The 19592-nt window shown below is 58.7% G+C and carries 14 protein-coding genes; 11 read left to right on the forward strand and 3 right to left on the reverse strand.

Going from position 1 to position 19592, the window contains the following annotated elements; all coding sequences use genetic code 11:
* Positions 1–8: 8 nt before the first annotated feature.
* Genes M1E12_RS20445 through M1E12_RS20455 form a run of 3 tightly spaced genes read left to right on the forward strand, consistent with a single transcriptional unit; the run spans position 9 to position 5886 of the window.
* On the forward strand, positions 9–2045 hold the full coding sequence (locus tag M1E12_RS20445; protein WP_479563086.1) for an McrB family protein: 2037 nt from the start codon (positions 9–11) through the stop codon (positions 2043–2045).
* Entirely contained in the window at positions 2045–3541 is a 1497-nt protein-coding gene (locus M1E12_RS20450) for a DUF2357 domain-containing protein (RefSeq protein ID WP_479563087.1), read from the forward strand. Before M1E12_RS20445 ends, M1E12_RS20450 begins: the two co-directional genes overlap by 1 nt.
* Entirely contained in the window at positions 3541–5886 is a 2346-nt protein-coding gene (locus M1E12_RS20455) for a hypothetical protein (RefSeq protein WP_479563088.1), read from the forward strand. The genes M1E12_RS20450 and M1E12_RS20455 overlap by 1 nt, the downstream gene beginning before the upstream one ends.
* 454 nt (positions 5887–6340) lie before the next feature.
* Here the strand turns inward: M1E12_RS20455 and M1E12_RS20460 are convergent, their stop codons facing one another.
* From M1E12_RS20460 to M1E12_RS20470, 3 genes are all read right to left on the reverse strand, one after another.
* Positions 6341–7633 carry an McrC family protein gene (locus M1E12_RS20460; protein ID WP_479563089.1) on the reverse strand — a complete coding sequence of 431 codons (1293 nt, stop codon included), beginning with the start codon at positions 7631–7633 and terminating at the stop codon, positions 6341–6343.
* Complete coding sequence (locus tag M1E12_RS20465; protein WP_479563090.1) at positions 7630–10089, reverse strand: AAA family ATPase; 2460 nt, start codon at positions 10087–10089, stop codon at positions 7630–7632. Before M1E12_RS20465 ends, M1E12_RS20460 begins: the two co-directional genes overlap by 4 nt.
* Positions 10090–10440: 351 nt before the next feature.
* Complete coding sequence (locus tag M1E12_RS20470; RefSeq protein ID WP_479563091.1) at positions 10441–11649, reverse strand: tyrosine-type recombinase/integrase; 1209 nt, start codon at positions 11647–11649, stop codon at positions 10441–10443.
* A 395-nt stretch (positions 11650–12044) separates the two neighbouring features.
* On the opposite strand from M1E12_RS20470, the gene M1E12_RS20475 reads away from it, so the two are divergent.
* From M1E12_RS20475 to M1E12_RS20510, 8 genes are all read left to right on the forward strand, one after another.
* Positions 12045–12347, forward strand: coding sequence for a hypothetical protein (locus M1E12_RS20475; RefSeq protein WP_479563092.1), 303 nt, complete (start codon positions 12045–12047; stop codon positions 12345–12347).
* 46 nt (positions 12348–12393) lie between these two features.
* Entirely contained in the window at positions 12394–12603 is a 210-nt protein-coding gene (locus tag M1E12_RS20480; RefSeq protein WP_479563093.1) for a hypervirulence associated TUDOR domain-containing protein, read from the forward strand.
* A 96-nt stretch (positions 12604–12699) separates the two neighbouring features.
* Complete coding sequence (locus M1E12_RS20485; protein ID WP_479563094.1) at positions 12700–13857, forward strand: osmoprotectant NAGGN system M42 family peptidase; 1158 nt, start codon at positions 12700–12702, stop codon at positions 13855–13857.
* Between the two features lie 68 nt (positions 13858–13925).
* Positions 13926–14912, forward strand: a complete 987-nt coding sequence (locus tag M1E12_RS20490; RefSeq protein ID WP_113458251.1) for a GlxA family transcriptional regulator — start codon at positions 13926–13928, stop codon at positions 14910–14912.
* A 120-nt stretch (positions 14913–15032) separates the two neighbouring features.
* Complete coding sequence (locus tag M1E12_RS20495) at positions 15033–15425, forward strand: hypothetical protein (RefSeq protein WP_479563095.1); 393 nt, start codon at positions 15033–15035, stop codon at positions 15423–15425.
* 96 nt (positions 15426–15521) lie between these two features.
* On the forward strand, positions 15522–16202 hold the full coding sequence (locus M1E12_RS20500; protein ID WP_479563096.1) for a helix-turn-helix domain-containing protein: 681 nt from the start codon (positions 15522–15524) through the stop codon (positions 16200–16202).
* Between the two features lie 28 nt (positions 16203–16230).
* Complete coding sequence (locus M1E12_RS20505) at positions 16231–17643, forward strand: PepSY-associated TM helix domain-containing protein (RefSeq protein WP_479563097.1); 1413 nt, start codon at positions 16231–16233, stop codon at positions 17641–17643.
* Positions 17644–17816: 173 nt separating this feature from the next.
* Positions 17817–19592: an N-acetylglutaminylglutamine amidotransferase gene (locus M1E12_RS20510; protein ID WP_479563098.1), complete on the forward strand. Its 1776-nt coding sequence runs from the start codon at positions 17817–17819 to the stop codon at positions 19590–19592.

Consider the following 19592-nt stretch of genomic DNA (forward strand, 5'->3'; position numbering starts at 1 on the left):
GTCCAGCAATGCTTACGTCGAATACCCTTATATTTCTGCTGCTTGGGATCGGCCTATTTGGACTCATCGGCATCCAGTTGTTCTTCGCGATTTTTCACGACCGCGTCGTCTCTGCCGCAGGTCCACAGCGTGCGCTGGAGGCCCTTCTAGTTGATATCGACAGCAAGAGAGACCTTCTGAGAGATGTTGAGACAGAACTTGCTGAACGCCGGAAGCGGCTTGAAAACATCGCAGACATCCAGGCCGAGTATGATGCCACCAAGCGGCAACTAGACGAGCTAAAGCTTGAGTGGACTCTTCAAGACGAAAAGCGAGCAGAGATCCGCAAGCTGACCGTCGAAATGGAAACTGCTCTCGCAGAGAAAGCGACAGTTGACGCAGATCTCGCGACGGCCCGGCTCGACCTTGAAGCCGTGCAGGATCGCATAGTCGCGGCTGAGCGCATGTTCGCACAGATCGAACTGATGAAGACCGAACTGGCGGAACTAGAGCGCCAGATCACCGCTCTACGCGAGGAGAAGCGGGCACTAGTAGATGCCGAGGCGCGCCTCGAAGAGATTAATCGTTCGTTGGCTGACAGCGAACGCGAACTGGCCCATCTGGATGGCAGAGTTGAAGCGGCCCGCAGTGAGCTTGAGTTGGTGCGTGAACAGCAAGTGGCAGAACGCGCCGCAGCCGTCGAGGCAAGGTCTGAGCTGGCAAACGTCGCAGCCAAGCTTGCAGCCGCACAGGAACAGATCAGTTCCGCTGAACGGTCTGTCGAGTCGCTGGAGGATAAGAGAGCCGCCCTTCTGGCCAAACTTGCCTATCTGGAGGAGTTAGCTGGTGACGCAGCTGACGCGGGCGCCGATCCGGACATTTCAAAGCAAGTTGATGAACGGCTTAAAGAGCTGACACTTCTTCCACCTGTTCTCTCTGGACTGAAAGAATGGAAAGAACGGGCGCCGGAAAACGAAGCTGATGCTCTCAAACACGTCAGCGACAGGCTGAAGGCCAGCGGACTAGACTACCCTGATCGGGTGGTGAGGGCGTTCCATACCGCCATGAAGGTAAATGAGACAGCGCAGATGGCTGTTCTCGCGGGTATATCTGGGACGGGCAAGAGCCAGCTGCCCAGGCAATACGCAGCCGCGATGGGTATCGGCTTCCTTCAGGTTCCCGTGCAGCCCAGGTGGGATAGCCCTCAGGATCTGATGGGCTTCTACAACTACATCGAAAAGCGCTTCAGGCCGACCGACATGGCCAGGGCGCTGTATCAGCTCGACTTCCTGAACAATCCGAAATCGGAGTTCCAGGACCGAATGCTGATGGTTCTGCTCGATGAGATGAACCTCGCGCGAGTCGAATACTATTTCTCTGACTTTCTCAGCCGGCTTGAGAGCCGACCGTCTGCCAAAAACGTTGAAAAGGCTGAACTCCGCAAGGACGCCGAGATCGAACTGGAAATTCCAATGCCCAAGGGTCGGGAGGCGCCCAGAATCTTCCCCGGCTACAATCTTCTCTTCGCGGGCACCATGAACGAGGACGAGAGCACTCAGTCCCTTTCCGACAAGGTTGTAGACCGAGCCAACGTTCTGAGATTCGCCGCGCCGAAAAAACTCAAGACAGCCACGGTATCGGAAAAGCTACCAACGCCCGAAGCACTCTCAGCTAAGCGTTGGAGCAGCTGGGTTCGCGATTCGAAGGCTGTTGAAGAGAAGCCACTGGTCCAGTCCAGCCTAAACACCATGATCGAGCTGATGAGCGCCTTCAAGCGTCCTTTTGGTCACCGGCTTGGAAAAGCAATTGTGGCCTATGTGGCAAACTACCCATTAAGCGATCGAGGCCAAGTTCTGCATGCGCCATTGGCAGACCAAGTCGAAATGAGGCTTCTCCCCAAGTTGCGCGGGCTCGAAGTGCATAGCTTTGATGAGCCGTTCAGCAAACTCCGCGATTTCGTGGCCAGAGACCTTGAGGATGAGGCGCTCGCCCAGGCGATCGAAGACTCACGCCAGGCCGCTCAGGATGGATCTGGGCAATTCGTTTGGAACGGGGTCATTCGCTAATGCTGCACCTGCCCCGTCCATGGAGTAGCGAGCGTCTGGATGCCTTTGGGGCGACGGACTGCCTGATCAGCGAGGTGACCCCACCTGCCCGCTCCAAGACGGAGCACACGGTGTTGCTCAAGGGCATGATCCAGGGGCAGCCGATCGATCTGCTTCTGCATCCATATCCGCGCGCAGGTTCTGGAAGAAATCCAACTCGACAGGGCTTCCCTGTAAGGCCGCCGAAAACGATTGAAAGCGAAACAGAAGACGATCTGCGAGCGCAGGCACTTTTGCGTCGAATGAACGAGGTGCTGGCTCGAGTCCAGGAGTTGGGTGAGGCATTGGACGAGCCCGCTCACGTTTGGCCCCGCCTCAAAGCCGCGTGGGAAAGGGCGGAGCACGAGGATGATCCGCGCATGGCCGAGATCATCCGCCAAGCGAGAGAAATCCTCCCGAAGCTCAAGGACCTTGAACCGCGGATCCGGAAGGTGCTGCGTCGCACCCGAGAGCTCGTGCCATTGGACAGAGTGCGGGAGATGGATCGTGCTTCGATGCGCTGGCTTGTGCGGCAGCCTGGCAGCACTATTGCAGAGCGAGCAGGTTCCAGCCAAAGGATCTTAGCGACAGTTCGCCGCGAAAATTTCGATACTGCTGAGAACCGCGTCTTGCACGCTTATACGGTTCTTGCCTCGGATGTGGCGAGGCAATGGATGAAGGAGCATCCGAAGGCCAAGGCTAGCCGACGCTACGAACAAGTGGACGCGCTATATCGCTTCTGCAGAATTTTTTCCCGCCTCTTGGCGGAATTGGACGTAATGGTCGCAGAGGCGGGCATTGCTCCGAACTATGTCCTCATGCAGGACGCCAACTACCGAGCGGTCTATCAAGCGTGGTTGAGACTGCTCAAGCACCAGCTGGTTGTTGACGACCTTTGGGCATGGCAGGCAGAGACATGGACAGATTTCTGTGTTCTAGCCGTGATCTTGGCACTTCACGATGTTGAGGATTGCGAACTCGTTGCGCAGTCGCCAATCTTCTGGCGCTCGGAAGCAAGCCTCGGTCGATGGTTTGATCAAGATAATCCCATCGCAGTCTTCTGGCTGAAGCGACTCAATCGTGTTGTTGAAGTTCATTCCCGCCCAAGTCAGGCCAGGGGGCTTCTAAGCTATGCGCGGTCACATGTGGCTTTGAAGATTACAGACCCAAGCCGCGTTGACGTCCCCCGCACAGTGGCAGTTTGGACACCTCATACTCTTGACCGCATAGACGTCAAGGAGGCTGTCGTAGAAGCCAATAAGCGCCTGATGGCCATCCAGAAGGTCTCAACGTCAGAGACCTTGAGGCAGGGCCTTATCCTCACGCCAGCTAATGGTTTGCCTGAGGTGGTGGAGGCCAGCGATGTCCGGACAAATGTCCAGGGTATAGCTTTCGATCCGGTAGGGGCCGGGCTCAAGCTTGGTCTTGATGCGATACGAGCATTCGCCCGCGGCGACATCTACAAGTCGGGGCCCTAATGAAAAAGCTCTGTGGCTATGACCTAAATGGCTGGCGGGACTTCGCAAGTCGCAATTGGCAAATTGCGGCCGATGGTGAAGAAGCGGCAAACGATAACACCACCGAAGGTGGCATATTCGGCTCAGTCATTGTGGTCGGGGATGGCAAAGCAAGCCGGCTTGTCGGGGGCGCACAAGCCGGGCATGCTCCACATGGCCGAGGCGGCGGATGGGGAGCATTAGGAAGCGATGATCGCAGGATATCGGTCAGATCCTTGCTGAGCTCCCCTGATCCGAGCGTTCTGGCTCTTAGCCACGCGTTCTCAGGCATGTTCGTCGGGGCAGGCATCGGCGTTGCGAGCATCGACGATGTCACGGACAGCAGCGAAATCCTTCAGGAACGGCTTTTGAGCGCGCTCCGGCGGTCGAAGATATCTACACCGCTTCTGGTTTGGAGGCCGGTCCTTTCGGTTCTGTATGGACTATCGGCTGAGCTCATCCAAAAGCCCTGTCGCGTCGGCGTGATCAATCATGTCGATCGAGGGTTTACTGTTCAGGCGCTCACAGTCAGGAATCACAAAGGCCAAGGCAGCGGGGTGCTCGCACCTGAGCGCCGAAACTTCAGTCAGCTCATCGAATGCTCCCTTGGATATGAGCATCTGGCGCAAGCCGCACTCAGTAGCCTAGAGGCGTCAGTCTCTAAGCACTGGAGCGCACCACTGCATGCCGCAAGTTCAGTCGGGCGATTGGCGCTTGGCATTGAAACCAAGCCAGAGTTGCTTCGCATGAACAACGGCGACTGGCAGGCCCTCGAGCCGCCAAACAAGCTTTCCCTAGAGTTCCCCGACCTGCCATCCGCAATACTGCATCTGCTCCGCAGTTGCGACTTGGTGCTTGTTGAGTCTCTGACTGACGGAGCCGTAAGGCAACATATACAAGATCATTTTGCAGATGCGCTGGGGATGCCGCTAGTATCACTACCACCATCGGCCGTCGCCAAGGGGGCTTTGGTCGCAGCGACACGAATGAGCAAGCGGGAACCCGTCTATTTCGACTTTCTGCCACAGATTTCCACAATTGTGCAAAGGCCTTCAGGCGCAGAAAGCTATGACCTCATAGATCCAGAGACAACGCTCCCGGCGGGTGAGATTTATAGAAGCCCTGCGCCTGCCCAGTTCGCGATACAAGCGGGGCAGGAGCGGTTCTCCATCTACCTACGCAAGCAAAACGTCACCAAGCCCAGAAAGGCGATTGTCGATCTGGGTCTGAAACCCTCGGGCGCTGTGCCGGTTGAGTTGAGTGTGGAGCAAGCACCGGCATCTGGACGCGCCAGGATTTTTGTCTACGCGGAAAGCCTTTCGAGGCAGTTCCTGGTCGATTGGGATAGCGCAGAAGAACTCGATGAGGACTGGTCTGAACTTCTTACCAACCTGGAGAAGCCAGAACCAACAGTTCCAAGTCGTCTGGTCATACCGTGCTCCAAAGCTCTGTGGGATGCGAGCGTCTTCGAAGTGGGTTTCGCCGAGCTCGTGAATGCGAACGCCAACGCAGTTGAAGTCGATTGGAAAGCCTTGGCGGATAAGGCAGATGATCGATACGCACGGTCTTATGCAGTTTCAAGCGATGGCGAGCTTCCATCCGAGATCGGCGACGTAACGGTAGCAAATCTGCGCAAACTGATTGATAAAGCAGTCGCTCATGTGAACTTGCGCTTGTCCGGCAAGTTGCATGCCGGTAACGACTCTCTCCGGTTTCTGACTTGGCTGTTCCGGCTTTGCCCGAACGACGTGGCGATCGTTCTTCTTGACGCTTGGGACCAACAAATGTCGGGTCATAAGCTCTTCAACCATCCAAGCCATTGGAAGCTAGCATACCAGGGCTTTGGGCGGATCGTTTCCGACAAGACGCTCGAGTTGCGAGCCATACACAAGATCCTTCAGAAGCCGATACAGAACTGGGTATGGCAGCGCGAAACTGCAGCCCTAGCCTTTATGCTCTCTCGATCCGAAACCGCTCCCCGGCAGCTCACGAGGCAGAATGTCGAGCTGCTCGCCAGACGCGTGCTTTTGGAGTTCCGGGAAAACCTCGGCACCACCTACAACAAGTTTCACTACGCGCCGTTTCTCCTGGTCGGTCTTATCCGTTGGCGAATGGTCGACAGACATGCGTTGGTCATAGGAACCGATCCAGTAGCGGACGCGCTCGCCAAAGCAACGAGAAGAACTTTGGCTGACCTCGCCCATCAGAGCCGCGCCAGCGCTCAGGGCAAATACGGTGTGATCCTGGAGCAGATATTGGAAGAGCTACAGGGCCAGGGATCAAACCCTGAACTGCTGCTCGATATCTATGCTGGCGAAGAGGGCTAGCGGATCGCTCCGTGTGCTAGCAATGCGTGCCGGTTCCTTTGTGGCGAAATATGTGGCCCTTACAATCGTCAGGATTTAGACAATGCTCACTTATTGAAGAAGCACGGAAGCAACTCTTGTTTGGAAGGCTATGAAAGCTCCCGCTGCCGCTCCCTATCGGGCTAAGTTGCCGAGCATCTCCGTTCAGTTTCCCGCATGAGCTTGAATAGAGACCAGTATCGGACGCAGCGCCATTTCACGCACCCCTGCAATTATAATATGAATGAATAGCCGATGCCCCGTATGGTGCAGTAATCTAGGTGATTAGGCAATGCCTAGCTTGGCTCTGTGGTCGTCGATGAGTATGATACTTCACCGAGCCCATGATCGGTCGACAATGATCAATAAGATCGGTAAAACGGCAGCAGAAGTTACCCGGCCGTCTGCGTCAATTTACCCCTCCTTTGCATCAAATTCAGTTCTCGAAGTGTTGAAAGAAAAACGACTTCAATCGATCGAGCACCCCAGAATCTGTCGACAGATCAATGGCACGGACCTCGATAGACTGGCCTCCTGTGTTAACGCGAAATGTTGAATGGATACCGTCTGCCGCAGCTAGGCCGTTGTGGTGTGGATACAAAAGCGTGAGACGAGGACATTTGTACAGCTGGCCATACGCCATCATCTGGTAGACATCTCCCTGAGAGACGTCTTGCTTAGGATCGTCTGCCGCACTTTTGATAGTCTTCCACTTGGTGTCGATCAGGTGCACAACATCGTTGCCGCGTTTGATAAGAATGTCAGGCCTGGTCTGAAAAAGCGGCTTCTTCGCTTCATTCTCCAAGCAATAAAGCCGTCCGCCTTGGCTAACGACCTTCAGATCACTGTCCCGTAACGCACGATAGAGCATCCGGGTAACGTACTCTTCGAAAAGCGTGCTCATTTCGAAAAGGAGTGCATAGCCGTCCGTTCCTCCTTCTGAAGTTGTCTGAAAGCGATGGCCAAGAAGCATCTTCGCCAGGCTCAACAGCTCCGCCCATTGTTTACTCGTGCGGTCCAATACAACGTCGTCCCATCGAAGCAATGAGATTGGCACTTCCGATACTTCGGAATAGACAAATTCAAGTTCGCGTAAACGCTGCTGGTTGGCATTCGTTCTCGCGATTTTTGCCAAACTTCGGATTGCGGCCTTCATAATCTGGTTGAGGGCGATGTCCCGCGTAAGGGCATCAAAACGGCACGCAAGCCGTGAAGGATTGCCCCCGAGCGTCGTGAACTGCCGGGTTAGATCTAGCCTCCCTCGAATAGATGGCAGGTCCTCGTGCAGCTCAATATAACGTCGCGGCATTCCTCGGCGCACGGAGTGTGCGAGCTTTTCGCAGAAGAGCTTTATCAGGATTTCTAGTAAGGTTTCCTTTTGCCAAGATAAATGGGTCAGTGCACCAGCATCTATTTTCAAATCTAGAGCAACCGCCAGCATGTGAACTAGTCGCTGTCGCACAGCTCCAACTGCGTCCTCACCCGCAGATGGTAGGGCGTCAATTTTCGGCAGGATCTCCAAAGTACAGCCCTTGGCTGCTAATACGCCGACAACGCCCTGCGCACGCAGCCCGTTTCTACCATGCTCAAGCACCCGATTACCGCTTCGACCGGCTAACGGCGAGGCCCTGGCAACCGCAGCAAGCCGATCGGCTGCATCGGCAGGTATCTCCAGGCTACCGCTGCCGTAGGAAATTGAACTCCATTCCTGGATCGTGCGTCGGATCATGTTGCCATGAAATCCTGGTAGGAAAACTCCTTGCGGACTGACCAACGGTAGCGCGCCGTCGCATCACCGTCATCTGAGGCCATGGAACTAGGAACCTTAAGTAGTTGCCGGTCTATGAAATTCCCCTGCCGATCACCTTCTCGATTGTGGGCATCGCCCAGTACAATCGCAACCTTCTGCCAATCGTCGTAAAAATATTCTGTAAGTAGCGGGATTATTCTATTGCGCATCACCTCATCGACGTCGGCTTTGGAGCTGCAACTCATGAAGTACGCGTGCCCAATTTGATGTTCTCGGTCGAACAGATACTCAATTCGATCATTCAATGTTTTCAGCAGCAACGGTAGGTCAATCCCCTCCACGACGTCTAGCATCGAGGGGTCGGGCATGAGTTCTCTGAAGATGAAACGTCGCCGCAAGGCAGTGTCCAATAGGGCTATCGATCTATCGGCCGTGTTCATTGTCCCGATTATGTGAAGGTTGGCTGGAACGCCAAAGGCATCTTTCGAATACGGCAACCTCACTTTCAATTCATTGGGCTTGCCGAGCCTTTTGTCCGGTTCCAAGAGTGTGATTAGTTCGCCGAAAACCTTGGAGATGTTCGCCCTGTTAATCTCATCGATGATAAGGACGAACTGCTCCGGCGCTCCGCGCCCCGTGTTTTGCTGGCTCGTGATGTACCGCTCCAGTGCAGGGAGATTCAGTTCTGAAGGAGTAAGCAGGTAGATCGACTTCATACTAAAGTTGCGAGCGTAGACCTCCGAGACCGGTACGCCGACCCGATCAATCCACAACCACTTCACTGCGCGGCGATGTCCATAGTCACCGCCTTCCCGGGGAGCGAACTGGTAGTCACCCGTTACCTCGCCGATTGCACGAAACAGCCCGTTGCCCTTTGAAACAATGATTATGTCACCCTTCTTCAGCAGGTTTCGGAAAATGAAGGGCATCTGGACGCGACCGCTCATTGCAGTCGGCTCTTCGCTAGAAATCTCACCGTGCGTTCGTACGGCCTCTATGATCGCTTCACGCTCGAAGTATTTGCTGTCTGACCAGTCTATGTCTTCGTAACCCAAAAGCGTGTAACCCCCGGTTATGGCTTCTTCGAAAAGATGCGCATCGTCAGGGTTATTGGCCGCGCCGATCGACATTTTATAGATCTGCCGCCCCGCCAGTGAAAACGGCACATTTCCTGGTCCCGTACTAGTCTCTGCGCGGCGTGAGATACGACGAAAGACGCCGTGCTCCGGCTTCAACTCGAAACCAATCGACGCGTCATCTGCCCCCTTGGACGGCCGCAAGCCTTCGACGAAATCTTCGTAAGCCATGGACTGATGAAAGGTGACGAATTCGATACGGCCTGCATCGAGAAGGCGACGATACGTAGCCATCAGTGCTGATCGATCCGCTGGTGCCGGCTCTCCACAGAGTCGAATTGCTTCTGCTGCGGTTTGGTGGGTCTTTCCGGTTCCAGGCGGTCCATACAAAATAAGGTTCGTCGGCTCTGTAGCGAGAGGCAACGCGAACTGCACTTTTGATGATCCGTCCCCTAAGTCGCCGGCAGGAGGGATGCCTAAGTCACGTGCGATCATTGGATCCAGTTCGTAACGGACGAGTTTGCCACCGAATTGAACATAGTTGGCGCTTCCGCCTCCAATCGGTCGTACCCTTGCTGGGAGGCGCTCGATCAGCATAGCGCGAGCTACATCAGTTATGTCATCGAATGCCAACGCCTGGTCGGCATCGTTCGTCGCTCCCTCTGGCTTTACTCTGAAAGCAAGGCGTTCGTCAGCTCGGCTTCGTATTCTCGCCGGAGCGAACCCCGAACCATCCCGATCAAATAGAATTAAACCTGGAACATGATCGATTTCGGGCTGGTGATCGAAATGGAACCTGAAAATGGTCGCAGGGCTAGCTTCTGCACCTATACGTTCAGGAGCCGATACGTCTGCTAATTCCTGGAACATCGGTCCGCTTAGGGCCTGACTGATGTTGGGCCATGCCTCTGTCAATCCGAGCGCAGTGTTTACATCTCGGACAAGAACATCAACACTGGGATCATCTCGCTCGCGGGCGGGCTCAATATATTGATCCAGCACGTACTGCCGAATCCGGTCTGCGTCGCGGGGAGCGCGAACCTCACCGCTTAGAAAGCGTCCGTAGAGTCTAAGCCAAGAACGCCAGCTTGAAAGCCGATTCTGCGGCCTGACCGATTGCGGCATTAAGATGCGGTAATCGTGACGAGCAACAGCCTCATCAGTCCGCATGTCCGCAATACGTTGTAGCAACTGGGCAAACTGATCATCCTGATGAGCGGAAGCTAGATCGCTGTGCAGGGATCCTAACGCTTTCAAGTTGCGTTCGATCGTACGGACTGCGTAAATTCGGGTGTTGATCGCGTCCTCCACATTGGCGCCGCCTTCTTGCAGCCACTGCTTAAATCCACTTTCGTCCATGTGATGCTCCCAGCTCTAGCGCTTCGAATTTCATCGACGAACTAGCATCGTATTTGCTAACGACCCGTATGTTCGGGTTGCGAAATTCGTGAGTCTGAATGCTTTGGTTGTGGAGAGCCGGCCGTCAGCAAATTAGATCCTGGTGCCTTGGAACTTCCACGGAGCATCCAAGCTCAAGGCCACATTGGCCTTTCCGTTCGCCTGGACAAATGAGCGCGATCGGAAACAGCGCCAGTTCACGCACCGCTGTTACACTGCGCTGGATGACTGGCCCGCGCGCCGACCTTCAATTAGTTCAATAATCACTTAGCACTCTCAGTGCCGCTCTACGGAGCGATGCTAGCCAAGTAGTTATCTTCCATCCAGGCAGTACCTCTCCCAGTCCATCATCATCGGTCGCCGCTGATCCAGAAGATCGGTCCGATGATAAGCAGCCTCGACAGCATTCTTCACAGTATGCGCAAGAGCACGCTCAGCTAGATCCCGCGGATACCCGTTCTCCGACGCCCAGTCGCGAAAGCTTGATCTGAAACCATGCGCTGTCGCATGTCGTCCGGGGCTATCGCTTTCGACTTCATGATCGTGCAGGAATTTTGTTAACGCCATATCCGTGACTGCCTTTTTGGTGCGAGACGGGAAGACGAGGCCCTCTCCGCTTTCCGTAAGCTCCAGCCGTTCTTCAAGAATGTCGATGGCTCGCGGTCCCAAAGGCACGCGGTGAGCAACCTTTGCCTTCATCCTGGGGGCAGGTACCGTCCAGATCCGGTGAGAGAAGTCGATCTCCCGCCAATCCATAAGCCGAAGTTCCCCTGAGCGACTGCCGGTCAGGATCAGCAGTTCGAGCATCTGCCGCGTACTGTTTGACTCTCCTGCATAAAGGACTTCTGTAAAGAACGAAGGCAACGATCTCCAAGGGAGGGCAGGATGATGCTCGACCCGCTCTCGTTTGCCCGGCTGCTTCGGCAACAACTTGTCGACGACGCCGACGGGGCTTGCCAGAATGAAGCCGTTCGCGGCGGCCCAATTCATTACCGAGTCGCAACGCTGCTTTACCCGGGATGCGGTTTCCGCCTTTTCAAGCCAGATGGGCTTAAGGCAGGCGGCAAAGTCGGCCGGAGCAAGCTCGTCTACGCGGGTCTTGCCAATCTTCGGGAAAACAAACCTCTCTAGTGTACTGATCCATTGATCACGGTGCTTCTTGTTGCGGAAGCCCTCCGCCTTGTCCGCAAAGTGCTGGCGCGCAGCCTCTGCAAAGGTCGGAACAGCGGCAAGACGAGCGGCCTCCCGTTCCTGCTTGCGGCGGATCTCCAAAGGGTCGTTTCCGTCGTCAATCACGGTACGTGCTTCAAAAGCCTTCGCCCGGGCTTCGCGGATTGATGTAGTTGGATAACTTCCAAGCCCCATTTCTCGACGCTTGCCGCTAGCCGGTGATAGGAAACGCAGGATCCACTTACCGCTGCCGGGGCTACCCCCAGGTACGAGGTAGAGCCCGACAATCGTACCGTCTGAAACGGCTTTGTCATTTGGTTTCAGCTTGCGTGCCTTGGCGTCGCTCAGCATCTTTTTCGTCTCCTTTATGCTCTCCATGCAGGTTTGCTAGCCCGCCACTCAGCCCGCCACAAGTGCCGCGATTTGATGTTACGGGATGAGACGAGATGGCATGTGGACAAGCCGAGTAGTGGGAAAAGAACGTGTAAATACAATACGATATGAGCTGGATTGAGTTTGACTGATCAGCTGTCTGGAGCGGCCACCCTGTCCGCCATCTATCCTAACACATCCTCCCCGTCCTGTCCGCATCCCCGTCAGCGCGCGCATCAGGCCTCCTTGCCCTCCGCCGAGCCGCGCTCCGGAACCGGATCCCGGCTGCACCGTTCTCCTGCGAGAGCACGGGCGCCGCGTCACGCATTGTCGAGCGACGCCCTTGCCCGCCATTCATGCCGGAGGAAGCCGAGATGTCCGATACGTTCAAGCCGACCGCAGCTGTGGCCAAGGAGGCGGCGCGGGGGCTGGAATTGCGCCAGAAGTTCAACCGCGGCGGAACCCAGGTCGGCGTCGCCCGGGCGCGCGATCTCAAGAACCAGCGAAATCTCAGCGAAGACACGATGAAGCGCATGAAGAGCTATTTCGCCCGTCACAAGGTCGACAAGCGGGCGAAGAATTTCGGTGACGACGACAACCCCTCCGCCGGCTACATCGCCTGGCTCCTCTGGGGCGGCGATGCCGGGCGCGACTGGGTGAAGGAACAGATTCAGTAAATGCAGCAGGCGCTGCAAGCCAAGCCATCAAATGGGAGATCCGAACATGACGAAGAACCTGCACAAGGGCGACAAGGTCGAGTGGAAAACCAGCCAGGGCAAGACGGAAGGCAAGGTCGTCAAGAAGCAGACCTCGCCAACCAAGATCAAGGATCACGAGGTGAACGCGTCGAAATCGGACCCGCAATACATCGTCGAGAGCAGCAAGACGGGAAAGCGCGCCGCTCACAAGCCCGGGGCCCTGCACAAGGCCTGAAAGCACCGGCCGGAAAGACCAGGAGATCCATCCGGCCCTGAAGCGAATGGCCCCCTTGCTGTTGACCCCGGCGGCAGCGGCTGCCAAAAAGCCAGGATGCAGACACCGATCGATATCGACCCGGATTACCTCCGGTCCCGGCTGAAAGCACTGCTTGCGATCCCGAGCCCCACCGGTTTCACCGATGAATCCGTTCGCTACACGGCGCGCGAACTCGAGCGCCTCGGGCTTGAAGTGAAGCTCACCCGCCGTGGCGCGATCCGCGCCCGCCGCGCCGGCGCCCATGAGCGGCCGGCCCGCGCCATCGTTTCGCACCTCGATACCCTCGGCGCCCAGGTCAAGGCCCTGAAGGACAATGGCCGCCTCGAACTCGTGTCGATCGGTCATTGGTCGGCGCGCTTTGCGGAGGGCGCGCGCGCCTCCATCTTCTCCTCCAAGGGCATCTATCGCGGCTCCATCCTGCCGCTCAAGGCCTCCGGCCACACATTCAACGACGAGGTGGACACTCAGCCCACGGGCTGGCGCCATGTCGAATTGCGCATTGATGCGCTCGCGCGCGATCGCAAGGACATCGTCCAGCTCGGCATCGACATCGGCGATATCATCGCCATCGATCCGCAGCCGGAATTCCTCGACAACGGCTACATCGTCTCGCGGCATCTGGACGACAAGGCCGGCGTCGCGATCATGCTGGCGGCGCTGGAGGCCATGCAGCGCGAGAATGTCGAGACACCGGTCGATACCTATTGGCTCTTCACCATCGGCGAAGAAGTGGGCGTCGGGGCCTCCGCAGCCCTTGTGCCCGAGATCGCCTCCCTCGTGGCCGTCGACAATGGCACCACGGCGCCCGGGCAGAATTCCGATGAGTTCGGCGTGACGCTGGCCATGGCCGACCAGACCGGCCCCTTCGACTACCATCTGTCGAAGAAGCTTTACGAACTCTGCGGCGAACATGGCATTCGCGTGCAGAAGGATGTCTTCCGCTATTACCGCTCCGATGCCGCCTCGGCGGTGGAGGCCGGTCATGACGTGCGCACGGCGCTCCTCGCTTTTGGGGTGGATGCGTCGCACGGCTACGAGCGCATCCACCTCCATGCCCTGATGTCGGTCGCAAAGCTCGTCATCTATTATGCCGCAAGCGAAGTGCAGATCGAGCGCGATTCGGAGGAAGTCTCAGGCCTGCGCGGCTTCACCCGCCAGAAGGTTGTCCCCGCCCATCAGGACCTCAAGGCGAACGAACCCGACGAGTCGTGATTGCAGCGACATCGGTCCGCTGATAGCGTGGAGGATGGCGATTACGCCGGAATTCGGAGACCAGGGCAATGTCGGGTGACGAGGCAACGAAGAGGCCGCGGCTGAAGATCGGTTTCGTGCTGTCGCGATCCTTCACGCTGTCGGCCTTTGCGCTGTTCATCGATACGATCCGGCTCGCGAGCGACGAATACGATCGCTCCGGCCGCGTGCTCGCCGACTGGCAGGTCATCGGCAGCACCCGCCATCTGATCAGCTCCAGCTGCGGCGTGCAGGTCGCGCCGACAAGCGATTTCGTCGACCCGAGCCGCTTCGACTACATCGTCGTGGTCGGCGGGCTGCTCGGCCGCCAGCCGGCGGTCGATGACCAGACCATCGCCTTCCTGAAGAAGGCGGATGCCCAGAAGGTCCCGCTGATCGGGCTCTGCACCGGCACCTTCATTCTCGCCGAAGCCGGCCTCATGAAGAACCACCAGACCTGTGTCAGCTGGCTGCATTACCAGGAGTTCCGGGATCGCTTTCCCGGCCATGATGTCCGCTCCGACCGCCTCTTCAATCTCGATCGTCGTCGCGGTTCCTGCGCCGGCGGCAGCTCGTCGGCCGATCTTGCGGCCTTCATCGTTCGCCAGTATCTCGGCCATGATGCCGAACGCAATGCGCTGGAAGTCCTGCAGATCGAAAAGGCCCGCACCAACAAGGACATCCAGGTCCGCCGGCCGCTCACCATCGAATGTGATGACCCCCGCGTGAAGGCGGTGCTGATCCTGATGGAACAGAGCCTGGAAAACGAGCTGACGATCGACCAGCTCGCCCGCTCCGTCGGTCTCTCGCGCCGCCAGCTGGAGAGACTCTTCGCCCAGAAGATCGATGTCTCGCCGGCCCGCATCTATACGAAGCTGCGGATGGAGCGCGCCAAGATGCTGGTCACCCAGACCAATGCCTCGCTGATCGACATCGCGCTGCAGGTCGGTTTCCAGAACACCTCCCATTTCACCCGTGTCTTCAAGGGCACCTATGGCAGGACACCCGGCCAGATGCGCAGCCATCCGGCGGCCTAAGCTCACCTCCGAAAGCCATTGCTGTATGTGCAGGAGACCCTGCGACGAGATGGAAGTGGGCTCCGGCTTGTGAGCGGCGCGAGGCGGTGCTATCCACGCTTGATCTGTCGGGGGGATAGAATGGCCGAACGGGGCTTGCCGATGAGTTTTGACCGGGCGATACGCATGATCTGCGTCGTCGCGCTGGTTCTGCTCGGCCTCGCGCACCGCCCGGCCGTGTCCTCCGTGCCGCAGCTTTCTCCTCAAGAGATCGCAGCGCTCACCCTTCCCGATGGCACGCTGCCGGAACTCTGCCTGCCATCCGAAGACGGCAAGAGCAAACCACATGCCGGCAGCTCGACCTGCGAAGCCTGCCGGATTGCCGCAACCGCCCTTCTGCCGACACCATCCGATGCGGTGGGCGCCCGCATGCCCTTCGTGGCAGCCATTGTCCTGCCGCAGCCGGCGGAAGCACATTACCGCCAGCTTTTCCCGCCCGCGAGCCATCCTCGCGCACCACCCGTCACCGTCTGATCGAACCTCGTGGCCGGCGCATCGCGCCGGTCGGTCGTATCGTCAGACCGGTGGGCCTGCAGTTTTCGCAGCTCCGGTCGCAATCGGATGTCTGTCATGCTGCAAATGCTCGCCAATCCCGCGGCACCGCCCGCGTTTCCGCGTGTTTCTCCAACGGCGCCGGACTTGCGCACCGCCTCTCTGTCCGGACCGCTTCTGCCGCCGCGCACCGTGGTCTTTCTCGAAGGGCTTGCCCGCTCCCCGCAATACCGTGTCGTCGATGGCTGTATCGCGACCGCCCAGACCCTCTCGGATGGCAGACGGCAGATCATCGATCTGGTCGGACCCGGCCGTCTGATCGGCTTGGGCTTCGGTGATCAGAACCGCTATTCCGCCGAAACCTTAGGCTTCACCCGGCTGGAACTCGTCCCCGACAGCCTGGCTCCGGGCGAGCGCGATCAGGCGCTCAGCGAAATGCTCGCTCGCTCGCAAAGCCTCGTCATGCTGCTCGGCCGCAAGACCGCGCCCGAGCGCGTCGCCTCCGCGCTGATCGATCTTGCCCTCCAATTCGGTCGTCCGGCGCGTGACCGCAAGCGCGGAGCCGTGACCTTCCATCTGTATCCCACCCGCGGCGATCTCGCCGATTGGCTCGGTCTGACCATCGAGACGGTCAGCCGCTGCCTCACCCGCCTGAAGAAGGCGGGTCTCATCGACATCAGACATGGCGATCTCGTCACCGTGCTCGATCAGCGTGAACTCGCCGGCGTGGCCGCCGGTGACCGCGCACTCTCCAACTGAACCTTCCCCCCAACAACAGAGATCCTGGATGACAACCGTTTCCGACCTCCACCCCGTTCAAGCCACAGGCAAGGACCTGTCGCGCCGGTTCTACATCACCGCCTGGCGCTGGCATTTCTATGTCGGCCTCTATGTGGCGCCCTTCATGATCATGCTCGCCGTCACCGGCCTGATGATGCTGTGGACCGCGACTCTCTTCGGCCGGGACGGGGAAAAGACCTATGTGGTCGAACCGCAGGCCACCGTCGCTGCCGTCTCCCTGCAGTCGGAAGCCGCCGTCAAGGAGATCCCCGGCCAGATCGTGCAGTATATCGCGCCGCGCACCCCCGAGCAGGCGTCGCTCTTCCGCGTCAATCAGGGCGAGGCGTCCTACATGGTCGCCGTTGATCCCTATAAAGCCGAAGCGCTCGGCCATTGGGAACGCCAGGCGGGTCTCTACGACCTCGCCAGCGATATCCACGGCACCCTGTTGATCGGCACGCTCGGCGACCGCCTGATCGAGATCGCCGCCGGCTTCGGCATCATACTGGTGATCACCGGCCTCTATCTCTGGTGGCCACGCGATGGCCAGGGCTTCGGCTCTGTGCTTCTCCCGCGCCTCTCGGCAAAGGGCCGCCAGCTCTGGAAGTCGCTGCATCTGACGATCGGCTTCTATGCCTCGCTCTTCCTCGTGGTCTTCCTCATTTCGGGCCTGACCTGGGCCGGCATCTGGGGCGAGAAGATGACCCAGGCCTGGAGCACCTTCCCGGCCGAGAAGTGGGACAATGTCCCCCTCTCCGACAAGACCCATGCCAGCATGAACCACGGTGGCGTCAAGGAAGTGCCGTGGACGCTCGAGCAGACCCCGATGCCCGCCTCCGGGTCTGAAGCCGGAGTCACCGGCACGCCCGACGGCCAGCCCGTCACGCTTGACGCCATCGTCACGCTCGCCCGCACGCTCGGCTTCGACCAGCGCTTCCAGCTCGCGTTTCCGGGCGACGAAACGGCCGTCTGGACCATCTCGCGCGACACGATGAGCAATGACAGTGCCAATCCGTTGATGGATCGCACCGTCCATGTCGATCAGTATACCGGCCGCATCCTTGCCGATGTCGGCTTTGGCGACTACGGCGCAGCCGGCAAGGCCATGGCCGCCGGCATCGCCTTCCACGAGGGCGACATGGGTCTCTGGAATCTGGTGCTGGTCAACCTCTTCTGTCTGTCGATCATCTTCCTTTCGGTCAGCGGCTTCGTGATGTGGTGGAAGCGCCGCCCCAAGGGTGCCGCCCGCCTCGTCGCCCCGACGGTCGGCGAGCCCGGACCACTCTGGAAGACCGGAGCCCTGGTCATGCTGGGAACGGCTCTGCTCTTCCCGCTCTCCGGCGCCATCCTCCTGGCGGTCCTCCTCCTCGACCTCCTCGTCCTGCGCCACATCACGCCGCTGAAGAAGGCCCTGAGCTGATCGTGAAACGGGGCGCGCCGGACCGGAGGAAAGACGCGCCCTTTCCGCCTTCGGAAAAAAATATGGAACAATGGAACCTCTCGGCCATTTGCAAAATATGTGTCCGGTAAACCGAGGAGCGGTTTGCCGGCACCTTTTCGTTTGGTCTTTCAACGGAGGTTTCAGCCCGGTTCATGTGTGGCATTTGTGGAGAAGTTAGGTTTGATGGCGCGTCGCCGTCGGTGGCGGCAGTTTCGGTCATGGCGGATGTTCTGGCCCCTCGAGGGCCGGATTCGGCCGGCGTGATGGTCAGGGGCAATGTCGGGCTCGGTCATCGACGATTGCGCATTCTCGACCTCTCCGACAAGTCGCAGCAGCCCATGGTCGATCCGGACCTCGGCCTGTCCATGGTCTTTAACGGCTGCATCTACAATTTCCGCGAACTGCGGGGCGAACTCGAAGCCAAGGGCTATCGCTTCTTTTCCGATGGCGACACGGAAGTCATCCTGAAGGCCTGGCATGCCTGGGGTCCCGATTGCGTGGCCCGCTTCCACGGCATGTTCGCCTTCGTCATCCACGAGCGCGACACCGGTCGCGTCGTCATGGCCCGCGATCGTTTCGGCATCAAGCCGCTCTATCTCGCTGAGGTCTCCGGCGCCATCCGCTTTGCCTCCTCCCTCCCGGCCATCGTCAAGGCCGGCGGCGTGGACACTTCGATCGATCTCGATGCCCTGCACAACTACATGACCTTCCATGCCGTCGTGCCGCCCCCGCGCACGATCCTGAAGGGTGTGCGCAAGCTGCCGCCTGCAACACTTCGCGTCTACGAACCCGACGGCCGGTTCTCCGATCGCCGCTATTTCGACCCTTCCTATCTGCGTCGTCCGGAAGATGCCGCCGTGTCTCGCGAGGAGTGGCAGGAGCGCCTGCTCGAATCCCTGCGTCTTGCGGTCAAGCGCCGGATGATCGCCGACGTGCCCGTTGGCGTTCTCCTCTCCGGTGGCGTCGATTCGAGCCTGATCGTCGGCCTGCTGGCCGAAGCCGGTCAGACGGGCCTGATGAGCTTCTCGGTCGGCTTCGAGGAAGCCAATGGCGAGAAGGGCGACGAATTCGTCTATTCGGACCTGATCGCCGATCGTTTCGGCACCGATCACCACAAGATCTTCGTCCCCTCGGCCGATCTCATGGGCGCGCTCCCCGGCACCATCGCCGCGATGTCGGAGCCCATGGTCTCCTACGACAATGTCGGCTTCTACCTTCTTTCCAAGGAAGTCTCCAAACACATCAAGGTCGTTCAGTCGGGGCAGGGTGCCGACGAGGTCTTCGGCGGCTACCACTGGTACCCGCCGCTGGTCGGCTCCAATGATGTCGTGGCCGATTACGGCCGGGCCTTCCGCGACCGTTCCCACGAGGTCCTGAAGACCCAGCTCGAATCCCGTTGGATGGCGGAGAGCGATGTCAGCGGCGAACTCCTGCGCGACCACCTCCTGCGCTCGGGCGCGGAAACGCCCGTCGATCAGGCCCTTCGCCTGGACAGCTCCGTCATGCTGGTGGACGACCCGGTGAAGCGCGTCGACAACATGACCATGGCCTGGGGTCTCGAAGCGCGCGTTCCCTTCCTTGACCATGAACTGGTCGAGCTCGCCGCCCGCATTCCCCCGGAAGAAAAGCTGCGCGACGGCGGCAAGGGCATCCTGAAGGACGTGGCCCGCAAGGTCATTCCGTCCGAGGTCATCGACCGCAAGAAGGGTTACTTCCCGGTCCCGCAGCTCAAATACATCGCCGGTCCCTATCTCGACATGCTGCGCGACACGCTCTCGTCGAGTGCGGCCCGCGAGCGCGGGCTCTTCCGTCAGTCCTATCTCGACGCGCTGATTGCAGCGCCTTCCGAACACATCACGCCGCTCCAGGGCTCCGAGCTCTGGCAGGCTGGCCTGCTCGAAATGTGGCTTCAGGCCCACGAGGTATGA

The organism is Rhizobium sp. K33 (genome assembly GCF_056501445.1).

Coding starts and splice junctions, on each gene's coding strand:
- M1E12_RS20505 (WP_479563097.1), top strand. CDS start 16,231: ATGACAACCGTTTCCGACCTCCACCCCGTTCAAGCCACAGGCAAGGAC.
- M1E12_RS20455 (WP_479563088.1), top strand. CDS start 3,541: ATGAAAAAGCTCTGTGGCTATGACCTAAATGGCTGGCGGGACTTCGCA.
- M1E12_RS20510 (WP_479563098.1), top strand. CDS start 17,817: ATGTGTGGCATTTGTGGAGAAGTTAGGTTTGATGGCGCGTCGCCGTCG.
- M1E12_RS20485 (WP_479563094.1), top strand. CDS start 12,700: ATGCAGACACCGATCGATATCGACCCGGATTACCTCCGGTCCCGGCTG.
- M1E12_RS20500 (WP_479563096.1), top strand. CDS start 15,522: ATGCTGCAAATGCTCGCCAATCCCGCGGCACCGCCCGCGTTTCCGCGT.
- M1E12_RS20450 (WP_479563087.1), top strand. CDS start 2,045: ATGCTGCACCTGCCCCGTCCATGGAGTAGCGAGCGTCTGGATGCCTTT.
- M1E12_RS20490 (WP_113458251.1), top strand. CDS start 13,926: ATGTCGGGTGACGAGGCAACGAAGAGGCCGCGGCTGAAGATCGGTTTC.
- M1E12_RS20475 (WP_479563092.1), top strand. CDS start 12,045: ATGTCCGATACGTTCAAGCCGACCGCAGCTGTGGCCAAGGAGGCGGCG.
- M1E12_RS20465 (WP_479563090.1), bottom strand. CDS start 10,089: ATGGACGAAAGTGGATTTAAGCAGTGGCTGCAAGAAGGCGGCGCCAAT.
- M1E12_RS20445 (WP_479563086.1), top strand. CDS start 9: ATGCTTACGTCGAATACCCTTATATTTCTGCTGCTTGGGATCGGCCTA.
- M1E12_RS20460 (WP_479563089.1), bottom strand. CDS start 7,633: ATGATCCGACGCACGATCCAGGAATGGAGTTCAATTTCCTACGGCAGC.
- M1E12_RS20480 (WP_479563093.1), top strand. CDS start 12,394: ATGACGAAGAACCTGCACAAGGGCGACAAGGTCGAGTGGAAAACCAGC.
- M1E12_RS20495 (WP_479563095.1), top strand. CDS start 15,033: ATGGCCGAACGGGGCTTGCCGATGAGTTTTGACCGGGCGATACGCATG.
- M1E12_RS20470 (WP_479563091.1), bottom strand. CDS start 11,649: ATGCTGAGCGACGCCAAGGCACGCAAGCTGAAACCAAATGACAAAGCC.